This window comes from Chitinophaga sp. (genome assembly GCF_017745275.1).
Taxonomy (GTDB): Bacteria; Bacteroidota; Bacteroidia; order Chitinophagales; family Chitinophagaceae; genus Chitinophaga.
The window spans coordinates 539536-559845 of the sequence record NZ_JAGHZS010000007.1; the positions used below are offsets into that span (position 1 = coordinate 539536).

Here is a 20310-nt window from a genome sequence, read left to right on the forward strand (position 1 = left end):
TTATGGTGTTGGTAATAGCAGGTTATCCACCCGATGAATCACACCGGTGAGGGTAGTTATGTCTGATGGTGTGGTAATCACTGCACCACGACCGGATGGTGCATCCAGGCGGTGTAATATTATTTGTCCGTTATTACGTGTGATAGTGATGGCGCCCAATGCATTGCCGTTATTCAGGTTAGATGGGTAGTAACCATTCAACAGGCTGGTGGTATACAGGTAGGAGTAATTAGTATTCAACCGTATATTTGAATTATTATTAAAGTTGATCAGCAGCCGGTGATTTACCAGTATTGAATCCATGTTGGTCAACAGTTGCGTACCATCGGGGCTGGCTGCCAGCGCGGATTTGTCAATGTAGCTATTGATGGCTGCAATACTATTAAACCCTGCTTTGCGGAATGCATTATTATCCGGTGCAAAAACAATGGAAACAGGGTCTGTTCCAGGGGTAGTCAGCCCTGTCGTAAGCACCAGTGACAGTGTATCATTGAACTGGATATTTTGATAAGGGGCACCTATAATTCCCTTTTGCTGGTACAATTCATTATTCTTTTTCATGGCAGCCATATAGAAGCTGAAGCTGGTATCACCTGCCAGTACCTGGTAGCTTTCATAGAAAGGTTTTATCACCAGGCTGTCTATCATAAAGATGGTTCCGTTGGTAGCCGCAATAGCGGGTGATTTGCCAACAGCTTTACCATTCAGTTGAAGTACACCATCGCTGATACCGGCTGTAAGTCTGTAGAAATAGGCCAACGCCGCGTTAAACGGACCGGGTACCTGTGTCCTTGTCAGATCCCCATCACTGTACATCAAAGGATAGAGTAATACTCCGCCGTACAGTTTACTGGTGGCTGGCATTCCTCCTGCAACGGCGAGGTAACGGATAATGGTATCCAGTGCTGCCACCGGCACCGCGTTAATATTATCCTTTGTGTAGCCTGCAGCTTCCCATGCCTTGTTGGTAGGTACAAACAGTGTATAGGGCGACTTAACAACTCCTTCGTTGAGGCTATCCATATACGCTTGTATACTTGTCCGGTTAAATGCTGCGCGATAAATAGAGGCTTCCGGGATAGAATCCAGCAATTGCGCCAAACTTTTGGTAACGCCATTGGTATAGGTCAACTCTTCTCCCACTCGCCTGGGAGGTTCTTCTGTTTTAGCACAGGCCACCAACAGTTGTAAACAAAAAGTGCATACGATAAGATTTTTTATATAACCCTTCATCATAGAAAACAGTTAAGATTTTATTTAGTCACCTTTCCCGGCATAACAAGTATGTCAGCCATTACATGAACAATCCCATTAGCGCAGGTATAATTGATATAGGTACCTTTCATATCAGCCAGGGAAAGCAATCCTGGCTGTTCTCCCAGGAACAGCGTCCCCTGGCTGCCATAAGGGTATGCCGCATTGGCGCTGACAACCACCAGAGAACTGGTAGACGCGGATGCTGCAGTTACCACTCCTACACCACTGCCCATTGCACTCTGGCACATGATCACCTTATAGTTTGGAGAAGCTGTTTGAAAAGGCAGGCTGAGTACTCCTGTAACCGGCGGCAATTGAGCAATATCCATTACAAAAACATGGTTGGGTGTGAGAAAATAGCCTCCAAACACCACCGGGTCATAGTGCTGGCTATCCATACGGTTAATGCTGTCCAGCGTCATACCACGACGCTCAAAAGAGGAATCCAGCGGCGCGTACACGGTAAAAGGTCCGTCGCCACCCATTCTTTCCCAGTAATCAAATTTTTTCAACCCTGCAATAAGATGCGAAAAATAAGGGCGGGATTGCAGGAACGCCTGCACGGTACCGGGATATACTTTTATGGTGTTGAGTAACGGGTATACTACACCATTCAGCTGTGTGGCGCCAAACTTAAGAGACGTAGATGTACCGAGGGCGGATTCCCTGATGACATTCACCCCGTTTACTGCAAATGGCACGGTGTTATTCCTGGCTGTTGAACGTGAAAAGTACAATTGCACTCCATTCAGGTTGGTGTACCTGTTATCTGATGAGAGCGGAATATCACCGTAAAATAATTTCACAGGTAAAATATGTGTCCTGACGAAGTACAGGAGACTATCTTTAGTCCATGTATCGAAATCACCCGCGTTGAAAATGCTGTCTTTATTCAGTGCACTATTTGTAGGCGCCATTACCGTAAAGCTGGCAGTTGCCTTGTCCAGGCTATCCATCAGGCCGGCCTTCCGGACTGCGGCACCAAAAAGGGAAAGGTCAAAATTATTACTCAGGTAATCACTGATAGTACCTGTTGCCTGCGCCTGTTGTTCCGACTCAAAATCCGGTTTTTTACAGGACGCTGCCGCCATGAGTAACAATGTGATGATACAACCGGTATATATTCGTTTAGTCATTGCTGTTAGTTAAATGATGGAATGGTTACAATTATTGCTTACTGGTTACCAGGCGGCGGGTAGCTGCGTTGTACACTCATCATGTATACCCGGTTATTGATAATTTCAATGGAACTGATGGTGCTGAATGACCGTTGCACGTAGCTCCCTGATGCCGTATACCGGATAAGGTTCGGCAGCCAGCAGCTGGCAATCAGGTCACTGAAATCAATTCGTGGCACACTTCGCCTGGACAACGGGGAGGTAGTACCTTTCCCATCATTACCAAGATTGCTGCAGCCAATAGCGCCAAACTTTGGATTGGCGCCGGCCATTCCGTTGGGTGCATTAACCGGCACGGGACCAGGAAACGGGGAAAGGCCCGGCTGCATCAGTGTGAATACTTCCCACTGCCTGCTGAGTATACCATGGGTGGTATCCGGAGCGGCAAACATAGGTATGCTGTAATAGGGCGCCACACCTGCTACGTGCGATCGCACCAGGGTACCCAACCACAGATTATTAAAGCCGTTTATCAGGGTATTGCCTACGGGTGCGCCATCCACATAGGGATAGCGACAATCGTCGTTAAAAAGCGAATAATAAATATTCATGGTATCACCAAAGGCGGTGCATTTGTTGTTGGCATTCAGGTATCCCTGGATCCCGCTGGGATTGGCACGGGGATTAGCGGCGGCATATCCTTCTGCGCTCAGGTTATAAAAGTTGGCATACAGCATGGTGTCTGAAAAAGGCATCTTTGTAAACTGTTCCTTCCGCAGATACAATGTGATGGGCAGCGGATACTGTGTAGCCACGGTTTTCTGCAATACTTCCATCGTATAAATCTCTCCTGCAGTGAAATCAATGATGCTGTCTACCAGCAGATTTTTCCGGTCGCGATCCGGCAGGCTGAAGAAAGGTGCGTCACTGATAGGACGGCTGTAAAACAATACCCGGTGTTTCCCGGAGGATATCTGCGCCCAACTGGACAGGTTAAACCCGTTGATGATGGGTCCTACCAGTACTTTTTTGCTACCGGGATATTCGGTATTCCGGTAAGAAGTGGTACCTGCATTAGCGGGATATGGCCCTGCATAAGCGCTGCGTTGATCCAGGTAATCGCCTACTATTTTTCCTCCTGTAACCAAACCCGCTGCATCATATTCCGGATCAATGATCATGGCGAGGAAAGGAGGTGGTTGATCTTTGGTGGTCACGTCCACATCATAATTCAGGCTGTTAAATACCCGCAGGTAGGCCGCCTCCGGGATAACGTTGTAAGTTGTTTTCCGGCAGCCGGCCATGATCAGCAGCAGGCAGCCCAATGCCAGCAACCGGCGCTGTATGGTGGTATCAAAATGTATCATCGTATAATCTGTTACTGGTTATGTTTAATCACTATCATCTTCAGCGTTTTGCCTGGAGCATTACGCCCAACTAACGCTACCGTATACACGCCGGGCTCGGATCCATAATTTCCATCCTGAAAAAAATGCGCAGGCATCCTGACAAAATCAATCGGGGTCAGGGCTGACACGCCGGTCAGCCTGTTCCCCGGCAGCACGCCAGGCTGCGAACTATAAGCCTGTACATTGCCGCCAGTAAGGAACTTCAGGTCTGCATAAGGATAGGGAACCGTGGTTGGGTCAGCAGCCTGTCCCGGCCGGAGATGCTGTGCTGCCGCAGCAGCAGCAAAAATATCTTCCGGAAACAGGGCGCCATTGGTATTGGTAAATGTTACATCCGGTAAGTCCGGGCATAGGTTCAGAAACCGGGTTTGGAGCAGCATGTTGAATTTAAGCGGATCATAAATATTATTGGTGGCATCCGAACCATCCGCGTTACCGCCACGAATCCTCGTACCGCCCATATTGTTAGCTGTTACAGTCAACGACAGGGTATTATCCGCAGCAGGCCAGGCCCAGATAGTCAGGTTATCTCCCCCTCTCACATCTATATCTTTTTCTACCACTGAGCTACCGGTTATTTTGATATGATGCCTGCCCGCCACCAACGTAATATATTCCCCTGCTTTGCCATAAGATACTGAGCTGGCAGCGAGATTATCTATCTGCACCTTCACCCCATTCTCGTTGCCGGTAGCAGCATTCACTACCTGTACACGGCCGTAGGTGATATTAACGGGTGGATCTATGTCTGTTATCACGGAAAAACAGTTGGGCATCAGTGGGTATTCTCCATACTGGTAAGCGCCACCGGTGAGACCTGCCGCTATCGTATATACGCCGCCGGGCTGGAAGGTTTGCACGGGGCTGTAATATACCTGTGTGCCCCCCAGCGAGTAGTTATCAGGAGATGTAACATTGGTGAGCAATGCCGGCTTCCCCGGTATCTGCAGGTCCGTGCCATCTATCAGTACTTTAAACTGGTAAGTACCGTAAGGCAGTTCTATATAATCGGACCATGCATGGCTGGCAATACCAGAAGTACTTTTATTTATCGGGCTGCCATCTGCATATGCCAGGGTCAGTGTGCCGATGCCTCCGTTTGCAATTGGATTACACAGGTTCACCAGGCGAATGCGTATATGGCTGGGATCCGCCGGTAGTATGGTAGTACGGGGCACGCGGGTAGCAGTATAAGTACCGGTACTGCTCTGTGCCACGCTGGTAGCCAGGTAGTAGTCAGAGGGCTGGTAATAATCATCCTGCACATTAAATGAATCTGATAAGATAACCGGCTCGCCGCCTCCAGCCGGACTGCCTGTTTTGATGACGGCCTGTCCTTTGGCGTCCAGGAACTGCTGAGGAACATACCAGGTGCCACTTAACTTGCCGGAGCTGAAATATTGCGTTGGATAAGGCGGATTCAACACCGGGTCGTTGAGTTGCGGAACATACCAGTTGGTGACCTTTACATCATTTACCATCACGTCCACATTGCCGTTGAAAGTCACCAGGCGCACGGTGGATTTTGCCATGTTGCTGTAATCCGGCTCATGGCCCACGTGCGCATCTGTTTTATCTTTGCTGCAGGCTGTTGCCAGCAACAGCATAAGCCCCCATACGGTATGATAAAAATATTTTGTAGCTGTTTTGTTCATCTCCAGTATTTTAAAACAGGTTATAAGTAAGACCCAACATATATTCTGTGCCGCGCCGGTAGCTCCTTCTTACATACCTGGCACCGTAGTATTTCCCGCCGGCACCGGGATTGCTATACACTTCTTCGTAGGCGCTATTCAGTATGTTCTTGGCGTATCCTTTCACAATAATTCTTTTCCATACCTTCTGACTGAATACGAAATCCAGCACTGGCATAGGCCTGCTGTACAGGTCTGGTGAACCATCCATGTTCACCTGTATCAGGCGCTCGCCTACCATATTGAAAGTGGCAGTGATATCTGTACCCATATTGGTATTGGCGTAGTTCAGGAAACCATTGATGGAATAAGGTGCCTGCTCAAACAGCGGACTTTTTTCGGGCGACTGCCGGTCTATAATGCGTGCAGCATCTAACCGCTCATCGTTTTTGCGCACATTGCTGGAAGCAATCATCAGGTTGGAACCCAGGAAGAAATATTTCAGTGGCCGCCACAATAGTCCCAGGTTCTTTACTACCTCCAGCTCTATTCCCCATACATGGCCGGTGTTAGGGTTGTTATGATAGGCTACTGTGGGGAATTCCGGATATTTGGCATTTACGCCGTCTGAATTTTGTATAAATACTTTTTCCAACTGGTTATTGATTTCTTTGGCAAACAGAGATGCAGCCAGTACTTCTCCTTTGTTCGGAAACCATTCCCAACGAAAATCATAACTTTTCGTCTGTTGATTCACCAGGTTAGGATTTCCAACTACCAATGCCTGCTGAAAAGGATCAAACTCAAATACGTTGGTCAGTTCCCGGATTTCCGGGCGGGCCAGCGAAGTACCATAGGCCAGCCGGAAGTTCATCATCTCACGCAGTGAATAAGTAAGATTGGCGGAATAATAAGGTTTATATTGCGAGATATACTTTGATAACGGGTTCGTATATACGAGGTTAACACCACTTTCTGATAACGACGGATCAATATAGATGCCCGCCGTATCCACCTTGCTACGGATATCTGTTTTTTCAAAACGCACACCGCCTGTCAAACGCAGGTTTTTTAAAGGATGCAGATCCAGCATACCGTAAAAGGCATTTGTTTCGTAAAAGCCGGTATAATTGTTAGGTGACTTCCTGGTATTATACAGGAATCCACCGGCCAATGGCCCACCTTCTGCTGTTGTTGCCGTTGGCAGATGAATACCTACCTGGTCATAACCTACTAACCGGTCGAGGTTACCATATACCTGGTACAACGGGTACTGTTTTAGCGTAGAGAAATTGGATCCCGGCAACGAAAGCACATTTTCTCCAAAGTCTCTTTCCCTGTAGAGATAATTCACCCCTGCCTTAAACGACTGCTCCAATCCGTGCACACCGAAAGGCAATGTCACATCTGCTTTATAGTTATAGTTTGTTTCCGTAAGATTGCGAAAACGCCGGCCGTTAGGATCGGCCTGTATCTTGCCATAAGGGCCAAAACCATTTACATAGCCGGATACCAGCGCGTAATAATCCGTTATGCCCATCAGTTTGTTGCCGGCTCCATCAGGCGTTGGTATAGTATAATAACCGCCACCTGCCGGGCGATAATCTGCCAGGTTCACAAAACGATAGTCCGGGTCATCCTGCGTAGCCCTCGACGAAGCTGCATTGTAGCTGAGTCGCGGTACATACTTTCCCTGCCCGAACTTATGCTCACCCTGCAGGTTGAATGTATTGAACGTACGGTAAGTTTGCCGGAGCGAATACACCGTACTGTAAACAGGACCTGAAAGGCCCGTGGCATAAGCATACTGTCCTGCTAAACCGGAAGCTTGTGTTTCTCCACCCCAGCTACCCATATATTGAAAACTGATTTCATGATTCGGGTTAAAGCGGTAAGCAAGGCCTCCCAGCACGCCATAGTTCAACGTTTGCGTACCGGTATTTTCCCGGTACCCCACATACTTTCCCAGGTTAGGGGTATTCGGCGTAATATAAGCGGGGATGTTGCGCGATTCATCAATAGAAGGATTCCCCGTCATAACGCCCTGGTATATGCTGTATTGATTCAATATTCCATCCGATACATCAGCGGAACGGCTATAATAGCTGCCACTCAGGATCACTCCCAGTTGCTGCTGTTTGTGCATAGTAAATGAGTTGCCATAGGTAACGTTGTAGATGCCATTCAGCGGTGCTTTTTTATAATGAGTGGTCAGCACCGGATCAAAACCATGCATGATGTTATTGATGCGGTTTACCTCCGTTAAAAGCGCGGGATCATTTTTGGCGCCAGCCGCCAGTTGTTGTAGCTGGTTAAGACCACCGGGATATTGTTTGCTAAGGTTCAGAAAATCCGGCTGCAGATCGTGTTGCTTTATCTGCTGTCCCCAGAAACCCATGTCGCTGTTATAAAAGCTGTTCACTTTACCGCCCAGGCCAATGTTGGAGTTGGTGCCTGTTTCCATGGTAATAGCCAACGTTTGTTTGGTGGGAATCGACAATGTTTTCAGCTCCACAATACCGCCGGAGGCATCTGCAGGTTTATCGGGCGTCATGGTTTTCACCACTACGATATTGTCCAGCAAGTTGGCGGGTACCAGGTCCAGTGGGATCGTACTTCTGTCGGGATCTGATGAGGCCAGCCGGATACCATTCAACTCACCTATCACACTACGGTCTCCCAGCCCTCTCACGGCCACGTATTTGTCGTCCGTCACAGTAACCCCTGACACCCGTTGCAATGCCTGTGTGGTGGTGATACTGGCTGTTTTTTCGATGTTCTCAGCAGAGATACCATCAGACACCACGGCAGCACGTTGTCTTTCATTCAGCAATGCCGCTTCGCTGTTCATCCGGCGCCGGGAGGAAACGGTTACACCGGAAAGTGTTTTACTATCAGGGGCCATCTTAATATCCAGCGGCGTATGTGTATCTCCACTGATCACCTGGCTGGTGTAACCGGCCCGGGAAAATATAAGCAGGTCGTGCGTAGCCGTCATCCGGAGTACGAAATTTCCGTTCGCATCTGTTACGGTAGATAATTGCTGTGTTTGCGCATATACTTCCACGTTAGCTACAGGCTTCCCGCTTTTGGCGTCGGTGATATGGCCTTTGAAAATGTGTCTGCTTGTGGTGTCGGCATTTACGGGCGCCTCTGCAGCAGTAGCTTGCACAGAAATATTATTACCTGACACTTTAAATTCCAGCGGCGCTACCGTTTTGAGCTTTTGCAATGCCTGTCCCAATGTGCCGGTTATTGAAAAAACGGAGATACCCATCTTACCCAGTTCGGAGGCGGTATAATAGAATGAACATCCTGACTGGCGACCCAATGCCGAAATAACGGCGAGCGCATTTGTTTTTTCCAGCCGGACCTCTACCGGCTGTTTCAGGCTGCTTAATTGCGCCCTGCCCTCCTGCGCCAAAGGCAGGAAAAGTAACGTCAATAGCATTCCCTTCAGAAACCGGCGCAGTGCCGGTTCCCTGTTAATCTTATGATCCATTTTCAGCTTATTAAATAAGGATTGTGATTACCGCTTGTTTATATATACAATTCCGTTTTTCGTGGTGTAGGTCAACCGGTGGATAAACAAAATATTTTCCAATACCGTCTGCCATTTATCGGGACTGAAATCCCCGGTCACTCTTTTATCTTTTAATAACTCTTTACTATACCGAAGCGACAAACCATATCTAAAGGCCACACGATCCAGTACATCCATCAGTGGCAGTTCTTCAAATATCAGGTGCCCATTTATCCAATTGCGTGTCATATTGGAGGAGAAAGGTACCACGCCCCATTTCTTATTGCCTTTTGAATAGCGCAACATTTCATTGGGATGAAGCAGCGCATAGCCATTGGTCTGCAGGTCTTTTACGGCCACTTTTCCATTCACCAGCGCCACTCTTATTTCTGTTTCACCGGGATAGGTTTCTATATTAAAAGCGGTTCCCAATACCCGCGTTTCAATGTTCTCCGACGACACAATAAAAGGCCGTGCATCATCCTTCATGATCTCAAAATAACCTTCTCCCACCAGGCGTACGCAACGGTCTTCCCTGTTAAACCGCTCTGGTACATATTCCAGCTTTGACCGGGCATTTAACCATACTTCAGAACCATCTGGCAGTTTAATATGTTTGGCTTCCTTTCCGGTAGTGGCAATAGTTGTATAGGCCAGCTCTTTTTGTTTCCGGGGATGCAGGGTTCGGGTCAACAAAAACCAGGAGGAAAAAGCCAGCACCAGTACTGCAGCCGCTGCCTTCCAGGCATTCGGCATGCGTTTTACCGGACGCGCCGATTCCCGGGGCATCCTTAATATCCGTTGCAGCATTTCCTGCTTTGCTTCCTGTAGTTTATTCTCTGAAGTAGCAGTGTCAGAAATATCCAGTGAAACCATCCATCCACGAACTATTTCCTTTTCCTGCTCACTGGCCGTTCCTTTATAGAGGCGGTCCAGTATATCCTCCAACATTTGTTTATTAGGCTCCATACATATAGTTAGAGCACAAATGCGGGAAAGTCCCGGGTATAACAGGTTAACAAATTGTTACCAACAAAAAGCAGGTGATTTAATCTTCCAGGAATAACAACAGTAAGGGCAATAAGCTGGTAGCGGGATAGGAATCCGCAAAGTTCTTTAACCGGCGCATGGCTTCACTGAGCTGATTTTTTACTGTTTTAGGGGAGATGGCGTACAAACGGGCTATTTCTTCAATAGGCTTATTTTCATACCTGTTCAGGATAAAAATCTGTTTCATACGCTCCGGCATACGATCCAGCTCTCCCATAATGGCAATGTTAACAGCGGTGAGCTCTGCTTCTACTTCGGCAGTGTTATGGTGAGGATCGATACTGAGTTCATTTTCAAGGTAGGACTGGAAATGCTGAAGATGTTTTTCCTTCAGACCTCTGGCCCGCAGGAAACCCAATATCCGGTAATACAAACAGGTGACCAGGAAAGATTTTGCATCGGCTCCTTCCAGGTGAAGAGAGGGAAACTGCTGCCATACATATACGAAAGTTTCCTGCACAATATCCATCGCATCCGGGGCATAACCGATTTTCTTATTGGCAATCCGGAAAAGCGTATCCCAATGGGCCAGGTAAATATCCTTAAATAGAAGCTCGATATTTTGTGTTGCAGAAGATTCCATTCGCATACAATGGAACAAAAGTAAAATAGTTGTTCATATCGGGGTATAATGGCAGGTTAATAATTTATTAAGAAAGCATTTAGCCATTAGGTTTTAGCTTTTAGCAAAATGCAGCGGAGAACATGATGTGTTCATATCCGCTGCATTTTGCTAAAAGCTAAAACCTAATGGCTAACAGCTATCCTCATGGATTCTGTGGGAAGTTCACCGGATCCCGGTGCAAATCTATTTCACTTTGCGGGATAGGGAACAATAACCGGGCGGGCGTTAATACCGGTGTAGCCAGGTTATATTCTTTCAGTAAATGCGCCTGCATAATCGCGATCCCTTTGGAATAGCGGATCAGATCGAACCAGCGATTATTTTCGAAAGCCAGCTCTACTCTTCTCTCTGCAAAGATCGCATCACGGAAGCTGGCCTGGTCCGGCAGATCAGTAGCTGTTTTGCCTTTAAGTCCGGCTCTTACCCTTACCTGGTTCAGGTAATCAAACGCGGAGCCGGGACCGTTAGCCGCGCTATATCCCTGCTCATTGAGCGCTTCCGCCTGCAGGAGTAAAATATCTGCGTAACGTAATATAGGAAAGCTGCTGCCTCCATCACCGGTGGCGCCGGGTACATCCAGGTATTTTTTGATGTAGTTCCCCACCTGCGTGGTAGTGGCATTTTTGTAAGACACCGTATCCAGTGAGGCCGCGAATCGCTTATCATCTTTTTCGTAGGCAGATACCAGGTTGTTCGTAGGCCTGTTATTGTTAGATCCCCCATAGGCGACACCGTTATAGTAAAATGAAAACGGTACCATGTCGGTGAAGTAGGTGTTCCCTTCTGAAGGACTTAATCCTTTCTTATATCGGATCGTGAACAGTACTTCACTGTTGATAGCGTTGGCAGGATTATACAGGCTGGCATAATCGGCCTGCAACGTATAGCCGGTAACGTTTTTAAGCACGGCGGTAGCCGCAGACCATTTTTTCTCTGTCACATACACCTTGCCTAATAAGCCACTGGCCGTACCAGCGGTAGCGCGGCCATAATCTGCTGCATTGCTGTAAGCTGCCGGCAATAAGGCGGCAGCGGATTGCAGGTCTTTCTCTATCTGCCCATATACTTCTGTTACATCATTACGTTTATCGTTCTGTGCTTCTGAAGTGGTTTCCGTTTTGATAACCAGCGGCACTTTGCCATACAAACGCACCAGGTCGAAATAAACAAATGCTCTCAAAAACTGCGCTTCTCCCCTGAATTGTTTTTTAGACGAATCCGGGATAGCGGCCGCATCTATCTGGTCCAGTACAGCATTAGCGCGGGAGATGGCCACATAAGCACCTGCGTATACATCTGTCAGGAAAGGATTGGTAGTGGTTTCGGTGAAGAGGTCGATCTGGGAAGCTACACCGCCCAGGGCGCCCCTGTCCAGGATATCGGTATTATCACTTCTTACTTCCATCAGGTAGTAAGCTGATTTCCCGTACAGGCGGGTGTTCTGCAAGCCATCATAAATGGCGTTCACACCCTGCTGGAAATCGTTCGCCGTTTTAAAGAAGGTGGCGGTGGTTTGGTTAGACACCGGTGTGAGATTGATAAAATCTTTGCTGCAGGAAGATATAACCGTTATCAGCGACAACCCTGCTATTTTTATATTCAGCTTCATAAATTCCTGTTTTTAGAATGAAAGATTAACACCAGCGGTGAATGTTCTGGGTAATGGATAAGTACCATAGTCCTCTCCCTGCGACAACGGGCTATCCGGTCTGGCGTTTACTTCCGGGTTGTAGCCGGTGTATTTGGTCCAGGTATAAATGTTCTGTCCGGATACATATACCCGCAATCCCTGTACTTTATTACGTAGGATTTTCTGGTCAAAAGTATACCCGATGGTCAGGTTACGTAAACGCACATACGAACCGTCTTCCACGAAGAAAGAGCTTGGCTGCGCGCTGTTGCCGGTGGTCACGCGGTTAGGACGGATGGTGTTGCCATCGCCCGGATCGGTGGGCGACTTCCAGTAGCCCATCTCTTCAATCATCTGGTTGGCATTTCCTTCCCCGTTATACAGGAAGCGGCGTTGCAGGTTCATGATCTTATTACCGTGAGAAGCCTGCAATGCAATAGTGAGATCGAAACCTTTGTATTTAAACTCGTTGGAGAGTCCCCATATAAATTTAGGGAAATAGCTACCGATATCGGTTCTGTCGTTCGCATCAATTTTTTGATCGCCGTTCACATCAATGAACCTGCGATCACCAGGTTTGGTGGTGGCGTAGTGTGGATAAGCATCAATGGCTGCCTGATCTTTAAAGGAGCCGCCATTTACATAGCCATAGAAGCTACCGATAGGTGATCCAACCCGGGTAATGTACAACTGGGAGATCGTACCATTACCGCCATCAGAAATGATGGGCGCATTGTTGGTGCCCAGCTGTAACACTTCATTTTTATTGGCAGAGATGTTGAAGCTGGTATTCCACGCAAAAGCACCGGTCAGGTTACGGGTATTCAAGCCAAATTCCACCCCGCTGTTGCGCACTTTACCAATATTTTTCAGCGCGGTACCAAAGCCGGAACTAAGTGCTACCGGTACATTCAGCAGCAGGTCGGATGTAGTAGCACGGTAATAATCTGCACTCAGGTAGATGCGATTTGTAAAGAAGCCGATATCGATACCGGCATTCAGTTGTATCGTTTTTTCCCAGGTCAGGTCCGGGTTGGCAGGTTGCGATAATCCCACGCCGTTCACGGCCGTGCCGGCGCCGTTACCCAGTACATAGCCGTTAGAGGCCAACAGGTCGTAAGAAGCGTAGTTGGCGATCTGGAAGTTACCGGAAGTACCGTAGCTTACCCGGGCTTTCAGTTCAGAGATCGCTTTTACCTTGAAGAAGGATTCATTGCTAACGAGCCATCCACCTGATACTGCCGGGAAATAGCCCCATTTATTATTGGCCCCAAAGCGGGAGGAGCCGTCCGCACGGATGCTGGCGGAAATGAAGTATTTATCATCGTAGTTATAATTAGCCCTGCCGAGGTAGGATAACAGCGACCATTGTGATTCCGTAGAAGTACCACTGGTAATGGTAGCGGCGTTAATCGTATGTACGGCATCGTTAGGAAACCCGGTACCTACCGTTTCATTGGCTTTGGTAGTATTCTTCTGGGAAGTGTAACCTGCCAGTACATCGAAGCGATGTTTTTCGTGCAGGCTGAACTGGTAGTTCAGGGTATTTTCCCAGAGCCAGTTGGTAGACAACGCGGATTGCGCTGATCCTTTTGGAATGGTAGGTGCTCCCTGCTGAATGGGTTTGTAGCTGCCCAGTGTAGAGGGCCGGAAGTAATTGCGGCTGAAATGATTGATATCGGTGCCAAAGAAGGTTTTAAACTTCAGTCCTTTGATGATTTCATATTCTCCCCATACATTGCCGAGGTTGCGTATATGATCCATTTTATCGTCGATCTGTGTGGCCAGTGCTACGGGGTTTTCACCGCCGGAGTAGCCGTAGGCCCAGGTGTTCTGGCGGTTGGTAGCCAGTGATCCGTCAGGATTATATACGGGGAATACCGGGGAGGCCTTGAGTGCGTTGCTGAGGATGCCGTCGAATGTCCACGGGCCTTCACTATTGATCAGGTCGTAGTGATCATAGCTGGGATTCACGGAAACGCCTATCCGCAGTTTTTCCGTGAGGTTGGCAGTGAGGTTGGCTCTCAGTCCATATCTTTTATAGCCCGAGCCGAGGATGATCCCTTTCTGATCGAGGTAGTTGCCGGATACATAGTATTGAAATTTCTCATTGCCACCGGAAGCATAGAGCGTATGGTTCTGAATGGGTGCGGTTCTGAAGAGCGCATCCTGCCAGTCGGTGTTGGTGAGTCCCTGGTTCCCTGCCAGGTAGGGCAGTATTTCGGGTGCAATCTGATAATTGGAACTCCCTCTTGTGGCGTTATCGTCTGTAATTTTACCGGATGGTTTAAAATCGAGGTAGGCATTGTTCTTTGCATCAAAGCTGAACTTCGACCACTCGTAGGCGTCCATCAGTTTTATTTTTTTGCTGGCTTGCTGGAAGCCGGCATACATGCTGTAACCAAAGGAAGGCGGGCCGGTTGTTTTACCTTTTTTAGTGGTAATCAGTACCACGCCGTTAGAGGCCCTGGAGCCGTAGATAGCAGCGGACGAGGCATCTTTGAGGATATCGATGGAAGCGATGTCGTCGCTGTTCAGGGTACTGAGCGGATCAGGTGATTTCTGGAAAGATGCCTGCCCGGTGATATTCACGACGTCGGTAGATCCCTGCAGATTCTTCAGGTCGTTCGACAACGGGATACCGTCCACAACATATAGTGGGTCGATGCCGGCAGAGATAGAGTTGAGGCCGCGGATACGTACGCTGATGCTACCTCCCGGGGCGCCCGTATTTTGCAACACCTGTACACCGGGCACTTTACCGGCAATGGCCTGTTCAAAGCTGGTGACAGGCTGATCTTTCAAATCGGCTGCGCGAACGGAGGCCACAGCGCCGGTGATTTCTTTGCGGCGTTGCACGCCATACCCCACTACCACCACCTGGTTCAGGGAGGAGGTAGATTCTTTCAGGGTGACGTTTACCTGGCGGGGTGTGGCATCAGACAGGCTAATGCCCCCTACTAATGCCGGTTCAAAACCAATAGACGTAAATTGTACGCTGTAAGGGCCGCCGGCAGCGAGATTGGTAATGCGGAATATGCCGCTGGCGTTGGTTTGAGCGGAGGCCGTAGCGCCGGTCGTTTCATTTTTCACCACTACAGATACGCCCGGTATGCCTTGTTGCCGTTCGCTCTGAACAGTACCGGTAACGACTGCACGTTTTTCCTGGGCCAACAGGAATAAGGGTGTCAGTAAAGTAAGGAGTAGTATTGCACTCCGCCATTGTGCTTTTAAAGACCGAAAGTAAAAAGAATCCATAGGTGTTTTTTGAGGCCCTGCACAAGCTGTTGCCACGCCTGTGAAAGAGAAGCACTTGGGTAAATGCTCACTGATGTACAAGGGCCAGTTGATAAAACTGTTTATAAAACCGATGACAGATGACTGCGATTAGATTTCAATTCAGGATTAAAAGTACCAACTAGTTTTTAGTCTACCAAATCAATAGACTAATATAGGCACGTTATTTTTCGCAGTAGATAAATTTACTTTGTGGCAGATAAACAAGGGATATTAATTACACAGCCGGTAAAAAATGGAGCATCTCAACATGGAAGGCTGTTATTAAAGGCAGAACTTTTCGAGGTGTTTATTAATGTATCAAAAGCAGAAAGCTATTGTTGCGATTGATTATTGCGAATATTAATACGCTTCGATCAATCGCTGCAATAACTTTCTGCTTTCTGCTTTTTGCTTTCCGCTATTTCTCAAAAAACACTACATCTTCTTCGCCAGGTTCTATATCGGCTAGCTTTTCTTCCCAACCTGGTGATAGCTTAAAGATCTCATGCAGACCACCGATGAGTTCCAGCCAGCCGGACATTTCATCGGATACTTCCAATGTTTCGCCATCGGCGGATTCAAATACCAGGAAGGTGGCTTCTCCCGGGTATGCGTATACTTTATAGCCTGAAATACGTACTACGTTCTCCCATTCGAGGGTGTCGTCAATATCTTCGTCGTATTTAACGGCAAGTCCTGATTCATCAAATGCTATATCCATATCGCGAAGGTATTAAATTTTAGGGGGATCATTTTTGTCCGTAAAAGACATCCTGATTTTGAATAAGCCGCTCTCTCCCCCGTCGTTATCGGATACCAGGTGAAGTAACAGGTGATCCGTTGCAACACGCTCTACGCAGATGCCTTCTATTTTTTCCTGGTTAAAAACCGGTGATGCTGTTGCCAGGTTCAACCAACCTTCTATCACCAGTGAAGTACCAGATAATTTTTTGGAGATGTTTGTGACCCATCCAATATAACTGTCGCCGACGGCGCCATCGTCATAGGTACTGGCGGTGGCCTCTGACGACAAGGTGCACAGCAGCCAGTCCTTCTCCGGCACATAACAAAGATCCGATACACCTGCAAATACCGGGGTGGGCGTTGCTAACGTTAACGGCAATACGGAAATGCCTGTTGTACCGGGTTGTTCCCAGAAACCATCCCGCACCAAAACCAGCTGGTTCACAGGATGACCGTCGTGCCCCCGGTTACCCAATAACAGGGTATTTCCTATTACAGTGGCCCCTTCTATGTTCCATTCTTTTACACCGCTTGCCGTCAACTGCAGCAGGACATCAGCCGGGTACGGAAATCGCTCCAGTGGCGCTCCCGCGGGCAAGGGCATCAGCAATAGCTGGCAGCGTTGCGGCGTAGACAAGGATCCTGTCACCAGCAGGTAAGACTGGTCCTGCCGGGTGATCACGGTCGCTGCCTCGAAATCCTGTTTTAGTGCTTTGGCAATCCTTTTACTGGGAGCTTCTGCAATGGGAATACGCGCCACTTCTCCGTAATGCCGATCCAGCACCAGGATACAGGTAGCATCATCGCCCACCAGGTACAACTGTTCATCTGCGTAAATGATAGCAGAGGCCGATGGAAAATCCGGCAGCAATAAAGTATGTAATACAGTAATGGACGTTTCCATGCCCGGTTTTGTTAGTAAAGTTGCCGAAGCAAATGCCCTGTTAATTTATTTCCTGGCTACCACTTTTTTAATGGCCTTTGCCCAAAGAACGCCCAGCTGTGCAGCGCCTTGTTCATTAGGATGCAGTTGAAAAGTACCTGCCTTGCCATGTTCCTGGATAAACAGTTCCGGGTGCTTTTCAAAATATTTAAATCCACTGGTGTCGCCTATGAATACCTGTTTAGGATGAGATGCCTTGTAGCTGGCGGCTACTGCATCCAATACCGGGAAATAGGATTGCAGCCGCGCCAGTCCTTCCGCGAGGTAGCGGGAACTATTTTGCGTAGTGGGACTATACCAGATTGGATGATGTAAGATGACGATACAGCCGGGATAATCCGTTAACAGGCGATCCAGTATTGCTTTCACGTTCTTTTTATAATCGTCCGGAGATACGGGAGAACCGTTGGGTCCCTCACTGGCGCTGTCGTTGGTGCCCAGTATCATAGAAAATACCAGGGTAGCGTCTTTATCGCTTTTAAATACATCGGCGGCCTTTATAACGTTGTTGAATAAACGATTTGTAGCAGGCAGGAAGTCGACCGTAGTAGAGCCGCTCACCCCCTGGTTGCTATAGTTCACCTGGAAATTGGGCAGGGCCTGTTTCAGCCATTCACATCCTTTCACGGGTGGAGCATCCTGTTGCGGATGTGCCAGGCCGGCGCCCTGGGTGATACTGTTGCCAATAAAAACGATATCCAGTTTTTTGGATTGCGCCATGGTGGTGAGTCCCAGCACCAGGCAGCATAAGGTAGAAGTGAGTTTATTCATCATGTAGAGATAATATTGCATCGTGTAAAATAAGATGTTCAACCGATAATTTTTTAGGAGAAGGTCATCTCACAAAAAAAATTTCCTGTAACCAAATGGTTACTTATATTTGTAACCGAAAGGTTACATAACTTAAAAACAGTTATTTTGAGAAGAGATGTATTTCAGGCAATAGCTGACCCTACACGCCGTCAGATCATCGGTTTACTGGCTAATGCTTCATTAAACCTGAACAGTATCGCCGATAACTTCGGTATCAGCCGGCCGGCGATATCGCGGCATATCCGCATCCTGACGGAATGTGGACTCATTAGCATCCGGCAGGAAGGCAGACAACGTTATTGCAGCGCCGATTTAAAGCAGTTGAAAACGGTGGCCGACTGGACTGCACAATATCATGCCTTTTGGTCGGGTAAGCTGGATGAATTGGAAGGGTTCCTCGCCGGCAAGCCTGCCAGAACACCGCGCAGGAAAAAGCAATCGGAATAACGGCGACGTTTTGTCGCAACAACAGAGATATTTATTCATTCATAAAACAATGATCTATGAGTAACACGCCGCTCGTTGTTGAACGTATATTGAATGCACCTGTTAAAGCAGTATGGGAAGCACTTACTGACAATGAAAAATTAAAACAATGGTATTTTCCATTGCCTGCTTTTGAGGCCAGAACCGGCTTTGAATTCAGCTTTACTGCCGGCAGCGATGAACAAAAATATGTGCATCTCTGCAAAGTGACTGCAGTAGAGCCATTGAAGAAGCTCAGCTATTCCTGGCGATACCAGGGCTATACCGGCAATTCAGAAGTGACCTGGGAGTTGTTTCCGGAAGGCAATAAAACAAGGCTGGTACTCACCCATACAGGGATACATACTTTTCCTGCCACGGCTGCCTTTGCAGAAAAAAATTTTTCAGATGGCTGGAATCATATCGTGGGGATTTCATTACCGGAATTTCTGGCGAAGTAGTCACGCAAAGCGGCAAAGCAGCAAAGAAAGAAAAAGCAAAGCATGACCTTTACTCCTTTATTTCTTTGCTCCTTTGCTTCTTTGCGTGATCACTCAGACACGGTTACCAGTAACGGCGATTCAAACATGCTCACCGGTGAAATGATTTTCTCATTTAAGGGAATATGATTTCCGTAAATAGCTTTCATCTGCTGTTTTACCGCAGTGTTGTTCAGATCAAATGTTTTCAGTGGCTGCAATGCGCCTATTTCCAACCCAGTGGCCGCTTTATATATTTTCCACACCAGCTCGGAGCAATATAACCGCTCATCCGACCAACCAAAATATGCATCGTAATCTTTCCCGTTAAACGGGCGGCCAGCAGCTTTCATTTTTGCCAATACTGCCGGCGTAATCACGGTGGTGGCGTTCTTCAGCCGTTTCACCACATAGTGCCCGTTCTTTCCGCGCGCTATCCATTCGCGTAACGGCGTATATCTTACCGGCTGCAATGCCTCATATACATACCATTGGTCATCATCCTGTTTAAAAATTATTCCGCAATGACTATATTTGGAATGTGTTGCCAGTTGAATAGCCGTACTAAAGTCAGACTCCGATATCTGAAAAATAATGTCGCCCTCCTGTACATCCGGAATGGCCGCCCACATTTTCTTCGTGAAAGTTTGATGATTCACCAATGCCCGCGTAGCCAGTAAACCGCTGGTTACTATCAGCAGTAGCACTACCGTAATAATTGTTTTTCTCAAAGTTAGCATACCCGAAAATTAAATAAATAATACCTATTATCAACAAGCTATAGAAAAATGGACAACTTACTCATTGTACCTGCTATCACAGCGGAAGTAGAACTGTTGCAACAACTTGCCAGGCAAACATTCCAGGAAAGTTTTGGGGCCGACAATACCCCGGAAAACATGAAACACTACCTGCAGGAAAATCTCAGCCTGGTCAAATTATCCGCTGAAATGAGCAACCCCGATTCTGAATTCTTCTTTGCCATGCTCAAAACCCAACCCGTTGGCTACATGAAGCTCAATTACAAAACAGCACAGTCTGAACTGTTTAACAGCCGGGCTGTAGAACTGGAACGCATATACGTTTTGAAGTCGCACCAGGGACGACAAATCGGGCAAATGCTATTCAGCCGGGCTGTAGAAGCAGCCAAAGAAGTAAAAGCTCCTTTCCTGTGGCTCGGCGTTTGGGAACATAACACCAAAGCCATTGGCTTCTACCAAAAAAATGGATTCGTGCAGTTTGATACCCACCCCTTTATGCTGGGAAATGAAAAGCAAATAGATATCCTGATGCGGCTGGACTTACCTATACCTAAAGCACAATAAACTTTTTTGATTACCT

At 47.6% G+C, this 20310-nt stretch carries 16 protein-coding genes; 3 read left to right on the forward strand and 13 right to left on the reverse strand.

Going from position 1 to position 20310, the window contains the following annotated elements; all coding sequences use genetic code 11:
• From J7623_RS21775 to J7623_RS21830, 12 genes are all read right to left on the reverse strand, one after another.
• Positions 1–1236 carry a fasciclin domain-containing protein gene (locus tag J7623_RS21775; protein ID WP_291924350.1) on the reverse strand — a complete coding sequence of 412 codons (1236 nt, stop codon included), beginning with the start codon at positions 1234–1236 and terminating at the stop codon, positions 1–3.
• Between the two features lie 17 nt (positions 1237–1253).
• Positions 1254–2393, reverse strand: coding sequence for a fasciclin domain-containing protein (locus J7623_RS21780; RefSeq protein WP_291924352.1), 1140 nt, complete (start codon positions 2391–2393; stop codon positions 1254–1256).
• 38 nt (positions 2394–2431) lie between these two features.
• On the reverse strand, positions 2432–3742 hold the full coding sequence (locus J7623_RS21785; RefSeq protein WP_291924354.1) for a hypothetical protein: 1311 nt from the start codon (positions 3740–3742) through the stop codon (positions 2432–2434).
• Positions 3743–3753: 11 nt separating this feature from the next.
• The gene (locus J7623_RS21790; RefSeq protein WP_291924356.1) at positions 3754–5439 is read right to left on the reverse strand and encodes a DUF4397 domain-containing protein; all 1686 of its coding nucleotides are present in this window, start codon (positions 5437–5439) and stop codon (positions 3754–3756) included.
• 10 nt (positions 5440–5449) lie between these two features.
• The gene (locus J7623_RS21795; protein WP_291924358.1) at positions 5450–8920 is read right to left on the reverse strand and encodes a TonB-dependent receptor; all 3471 of its coding nucleotides are present in this window, start codon (positions 8918–8920) and stop codon (positions 5450–5452) included.
• Between the two features lie 27 nt (positions 8921–8947).
• Positions 8948–9910 carry a FecR domain-containing protein gene (locus J7623_RS21800; protein ID WP_291924360.1) on the reverse strand — a complete coding sequence of 321 codons (963 nt, stop codon included), beginning with the start codon at positions 9908–9910 and terminating at the stop codon, positions 8948–8950.
• Between the two features lie 79 nt (positions 9911–9989).
• Complete coding sequence (locus tag J7623_RS21805) at positions 9990–10574, reverse strand: sigma-70 family RNA polymerase sigma factor (RefSeq protein WP_291924362.1); 585 nt, start codon at positions 10572–10574, stop codon at positions 9990–9992.
• Between the two features lie 184 nt (positions 10575–10758).
• Positions 10759–12225 (reverse strand): RagB/SusD family nutrient uptake outer membrane protein, encoded by a 1467-nt coding sequence (locus tag J7623_RS21810; protein WP_291924364.1) that lies wholly within the window; start codon positions 12223–12225, stop codon positions 10759–10761.
• Between the two features lie 12 nt (positions 12226–12237).
• The gene (locus tag J7623_RS21815) at positions 12238–15504 is read right to left on the reverse strand and encodes a TonB-dependent receptor (protein ID WP_291924366.1); all 3267 of its coding nucleotides are present in this window, start codon (positions 15502–15504) and stop codon (positions 12238–12240) included.
• 439 nt (positions 15505–15943) lie between these two features.
• Complete coding sequence (locus J7623_RS21820) at positions 15944–16246, reverse strand: hypothetical protein (protein WP_291924368.1); 303 nt, start codon at positions 16244–16246, stop codon at positions 15944–15946.
• 12 nt (positions 16247–16258) lie between these two features.
• Entirely contained in the window at positions 16259–17173 is a 915-nt protein-coding gene (locus J7623_RS21825) for a hypothetical protein (protein ID WP_291924370.1), read from the reverse strand.
• Positions 17174–17218: 45 nt separating this feature from the next.
• Complete coding sequence (locus J7623_RS21830; RefSeq protein ID WP_291924372.1) at positions 17219–18025, reverse strand: GDSL-type esterase/lipase family protein; 807 nt, start codon at positions 18023–18025, stop codon at positions 17219–17221.
• 105 nt (positions 18026–18130) lie between these two features.
• On the opposite strand from J7623_RS21830, the gene J7623_RS21835 reads away from it, so the two are divergent.
• A complete protein-coding gene (locus J7623_RS21835; RefSeq protein ID WP_291924374.1) occupies positions 18131–18472 on the forward strand; it encodes a metalloregulator ArsR/SmtB family transcription factor in 342 nt (113 codons plus the stop codon).
• Between the two features lie 56 nt (positions 18473–18528).
• Positions 18529–18951 carry an SRPBCC domain-containing protein gene (locus J7623_RS21840; protein ID WP_291924376.1) on the forward strand — a complete coding sequence of 141 codons (423 nt, stop codon included), beginning with the start codon at positions 18529–18531 and terminating at the stop codon, positions 18949–18951.
• An 89-nt stretch (positions 18952–19040) separates the two neighbouring features.
• Here the strand turns inward: J7623_RS21840 and J7623_RS21845 are convergent, their stop codons facing one another.
• Positions 19041–19709, reverse strand: a complete 669-nt coding sequence (locus J7623_RS21845; protein WP_291924377.1) for a YiiX family permuted papain-like enzyme — start codon at positions 19707–19709, stop codon at positions 19041–19043.
• Positions 19710–19757: 48 nt separating this feature from the next.
• Here J7623_RS21845 and J7623_RS21850 point away from each other — a divergent pair, with 48 nt between their 5' ends.
• Positions 19758–20294, forward strand: a complete 537-nt coding sequence (locus J7623_RS21850; protein WP_291924378.1) for a GNAT family N-acetyltransferase — start codon at positions 19758–19760, stop codon at positions 20292–20294.
• Positions 20295–20310 lie beyond the last annotated feature (16 nt).

Bases quoted from the DNA above. Each gene is read 5' to 3' on its own strand.
- J7623_RS21785 (WP_291924354.1), bottom strand. From the start codon at position 3,742: ATGATACATTTTGATACCACCATACAGCGCCGGTTGCTGGCATTGGGC.
- J7623_RS21850 (WP_291924378.1), top strand. From the start codon at position 19,758: ATGGACAACTTACTCATTGTACCTGCTATCACAGCGGAAGTAGAACTG.
- J7623_RS21820 (WP_291924368.1), bottom strand. From the start codon at position 16,246: ATGGATATAGCATTTGATGAATCAGGACTTGCCGTTAAATACGACGAA.
- J7623_RS21780 (WP_291924352.1), bottom strand. From the start codon at position 2,393: ATGACTAAACGAATATATACCGGTTGTATCATCACATTGTTACTCATG.
- J7623_RS21810 (WP_291924364.1), bottom strand. From the start codon at position 12,225: ATGAAGCTGAATATAAAAATAGCAGGGTTGTCGCTGATAACGGTTATA.
- J7623_RS21815 (WP_291924366.1), bottom strand. From the start codon at position 15,504: ATGGATTCTTTTTACTTTCGGTCTTTAAAAGCACAATGGCGGAGTGCA.
- J7623_RS21800 (WP_291924360.1), bottom strand. From the start codon at position 9,910: ATGGAGCCTAATAAACAAATGTTGGAGGATATACTGGACCGCCTCTAT.
- J7623_RS21845 (WP_291924377.1), bottom strand. From the start codon at position 19,709: ATGCTAACTTTGAGAAAAACAATTATTACGGTAGTGCTACTGCTGATA.
- J7623_RS21775 (WP_291924350.1), bottom strand. From the start codon at position 1,236: ATGATGAAGGGTTATATAAAAAATCTTATCGTATGCACTTTTTGTTTA.
- J7623_RS21825 (WP_291924370.1), bottom strand. From the start codon at position 17,173: ATGGAAACGTCCATTACTGTATTACATACTTTATTGCTGCCGGATTTT.
- J7623_RS21795 (WP_291924358.1), bottom strand. From the start codon at position 8,920: ATGGATCATAAGATTAACAGGGAACCGGCACTGCGCCGGTTTCTGAAG.
- J7623_RS21840 (WP_291924376.1), top strand. From the start codon at position 18,529: ATGAGTAACACGCCGCTCGTTGTTGAACGTATATTGAATGCACCTGTT.
- J7623_RS21790 (WP_291924356.1), bottom strand. From the start codon at position 5,439: ATGAACAAAACAGCTACAAAATATTTTTATCATACCGTATGGGGGCTT.
- J7623_RS21805 (WP_291924362.1), bottom strand. From the start codon at position 10,574: ATGGAATCTTCTGCAACACAAAATATCGAGCTTCTATTTAAGGATATT.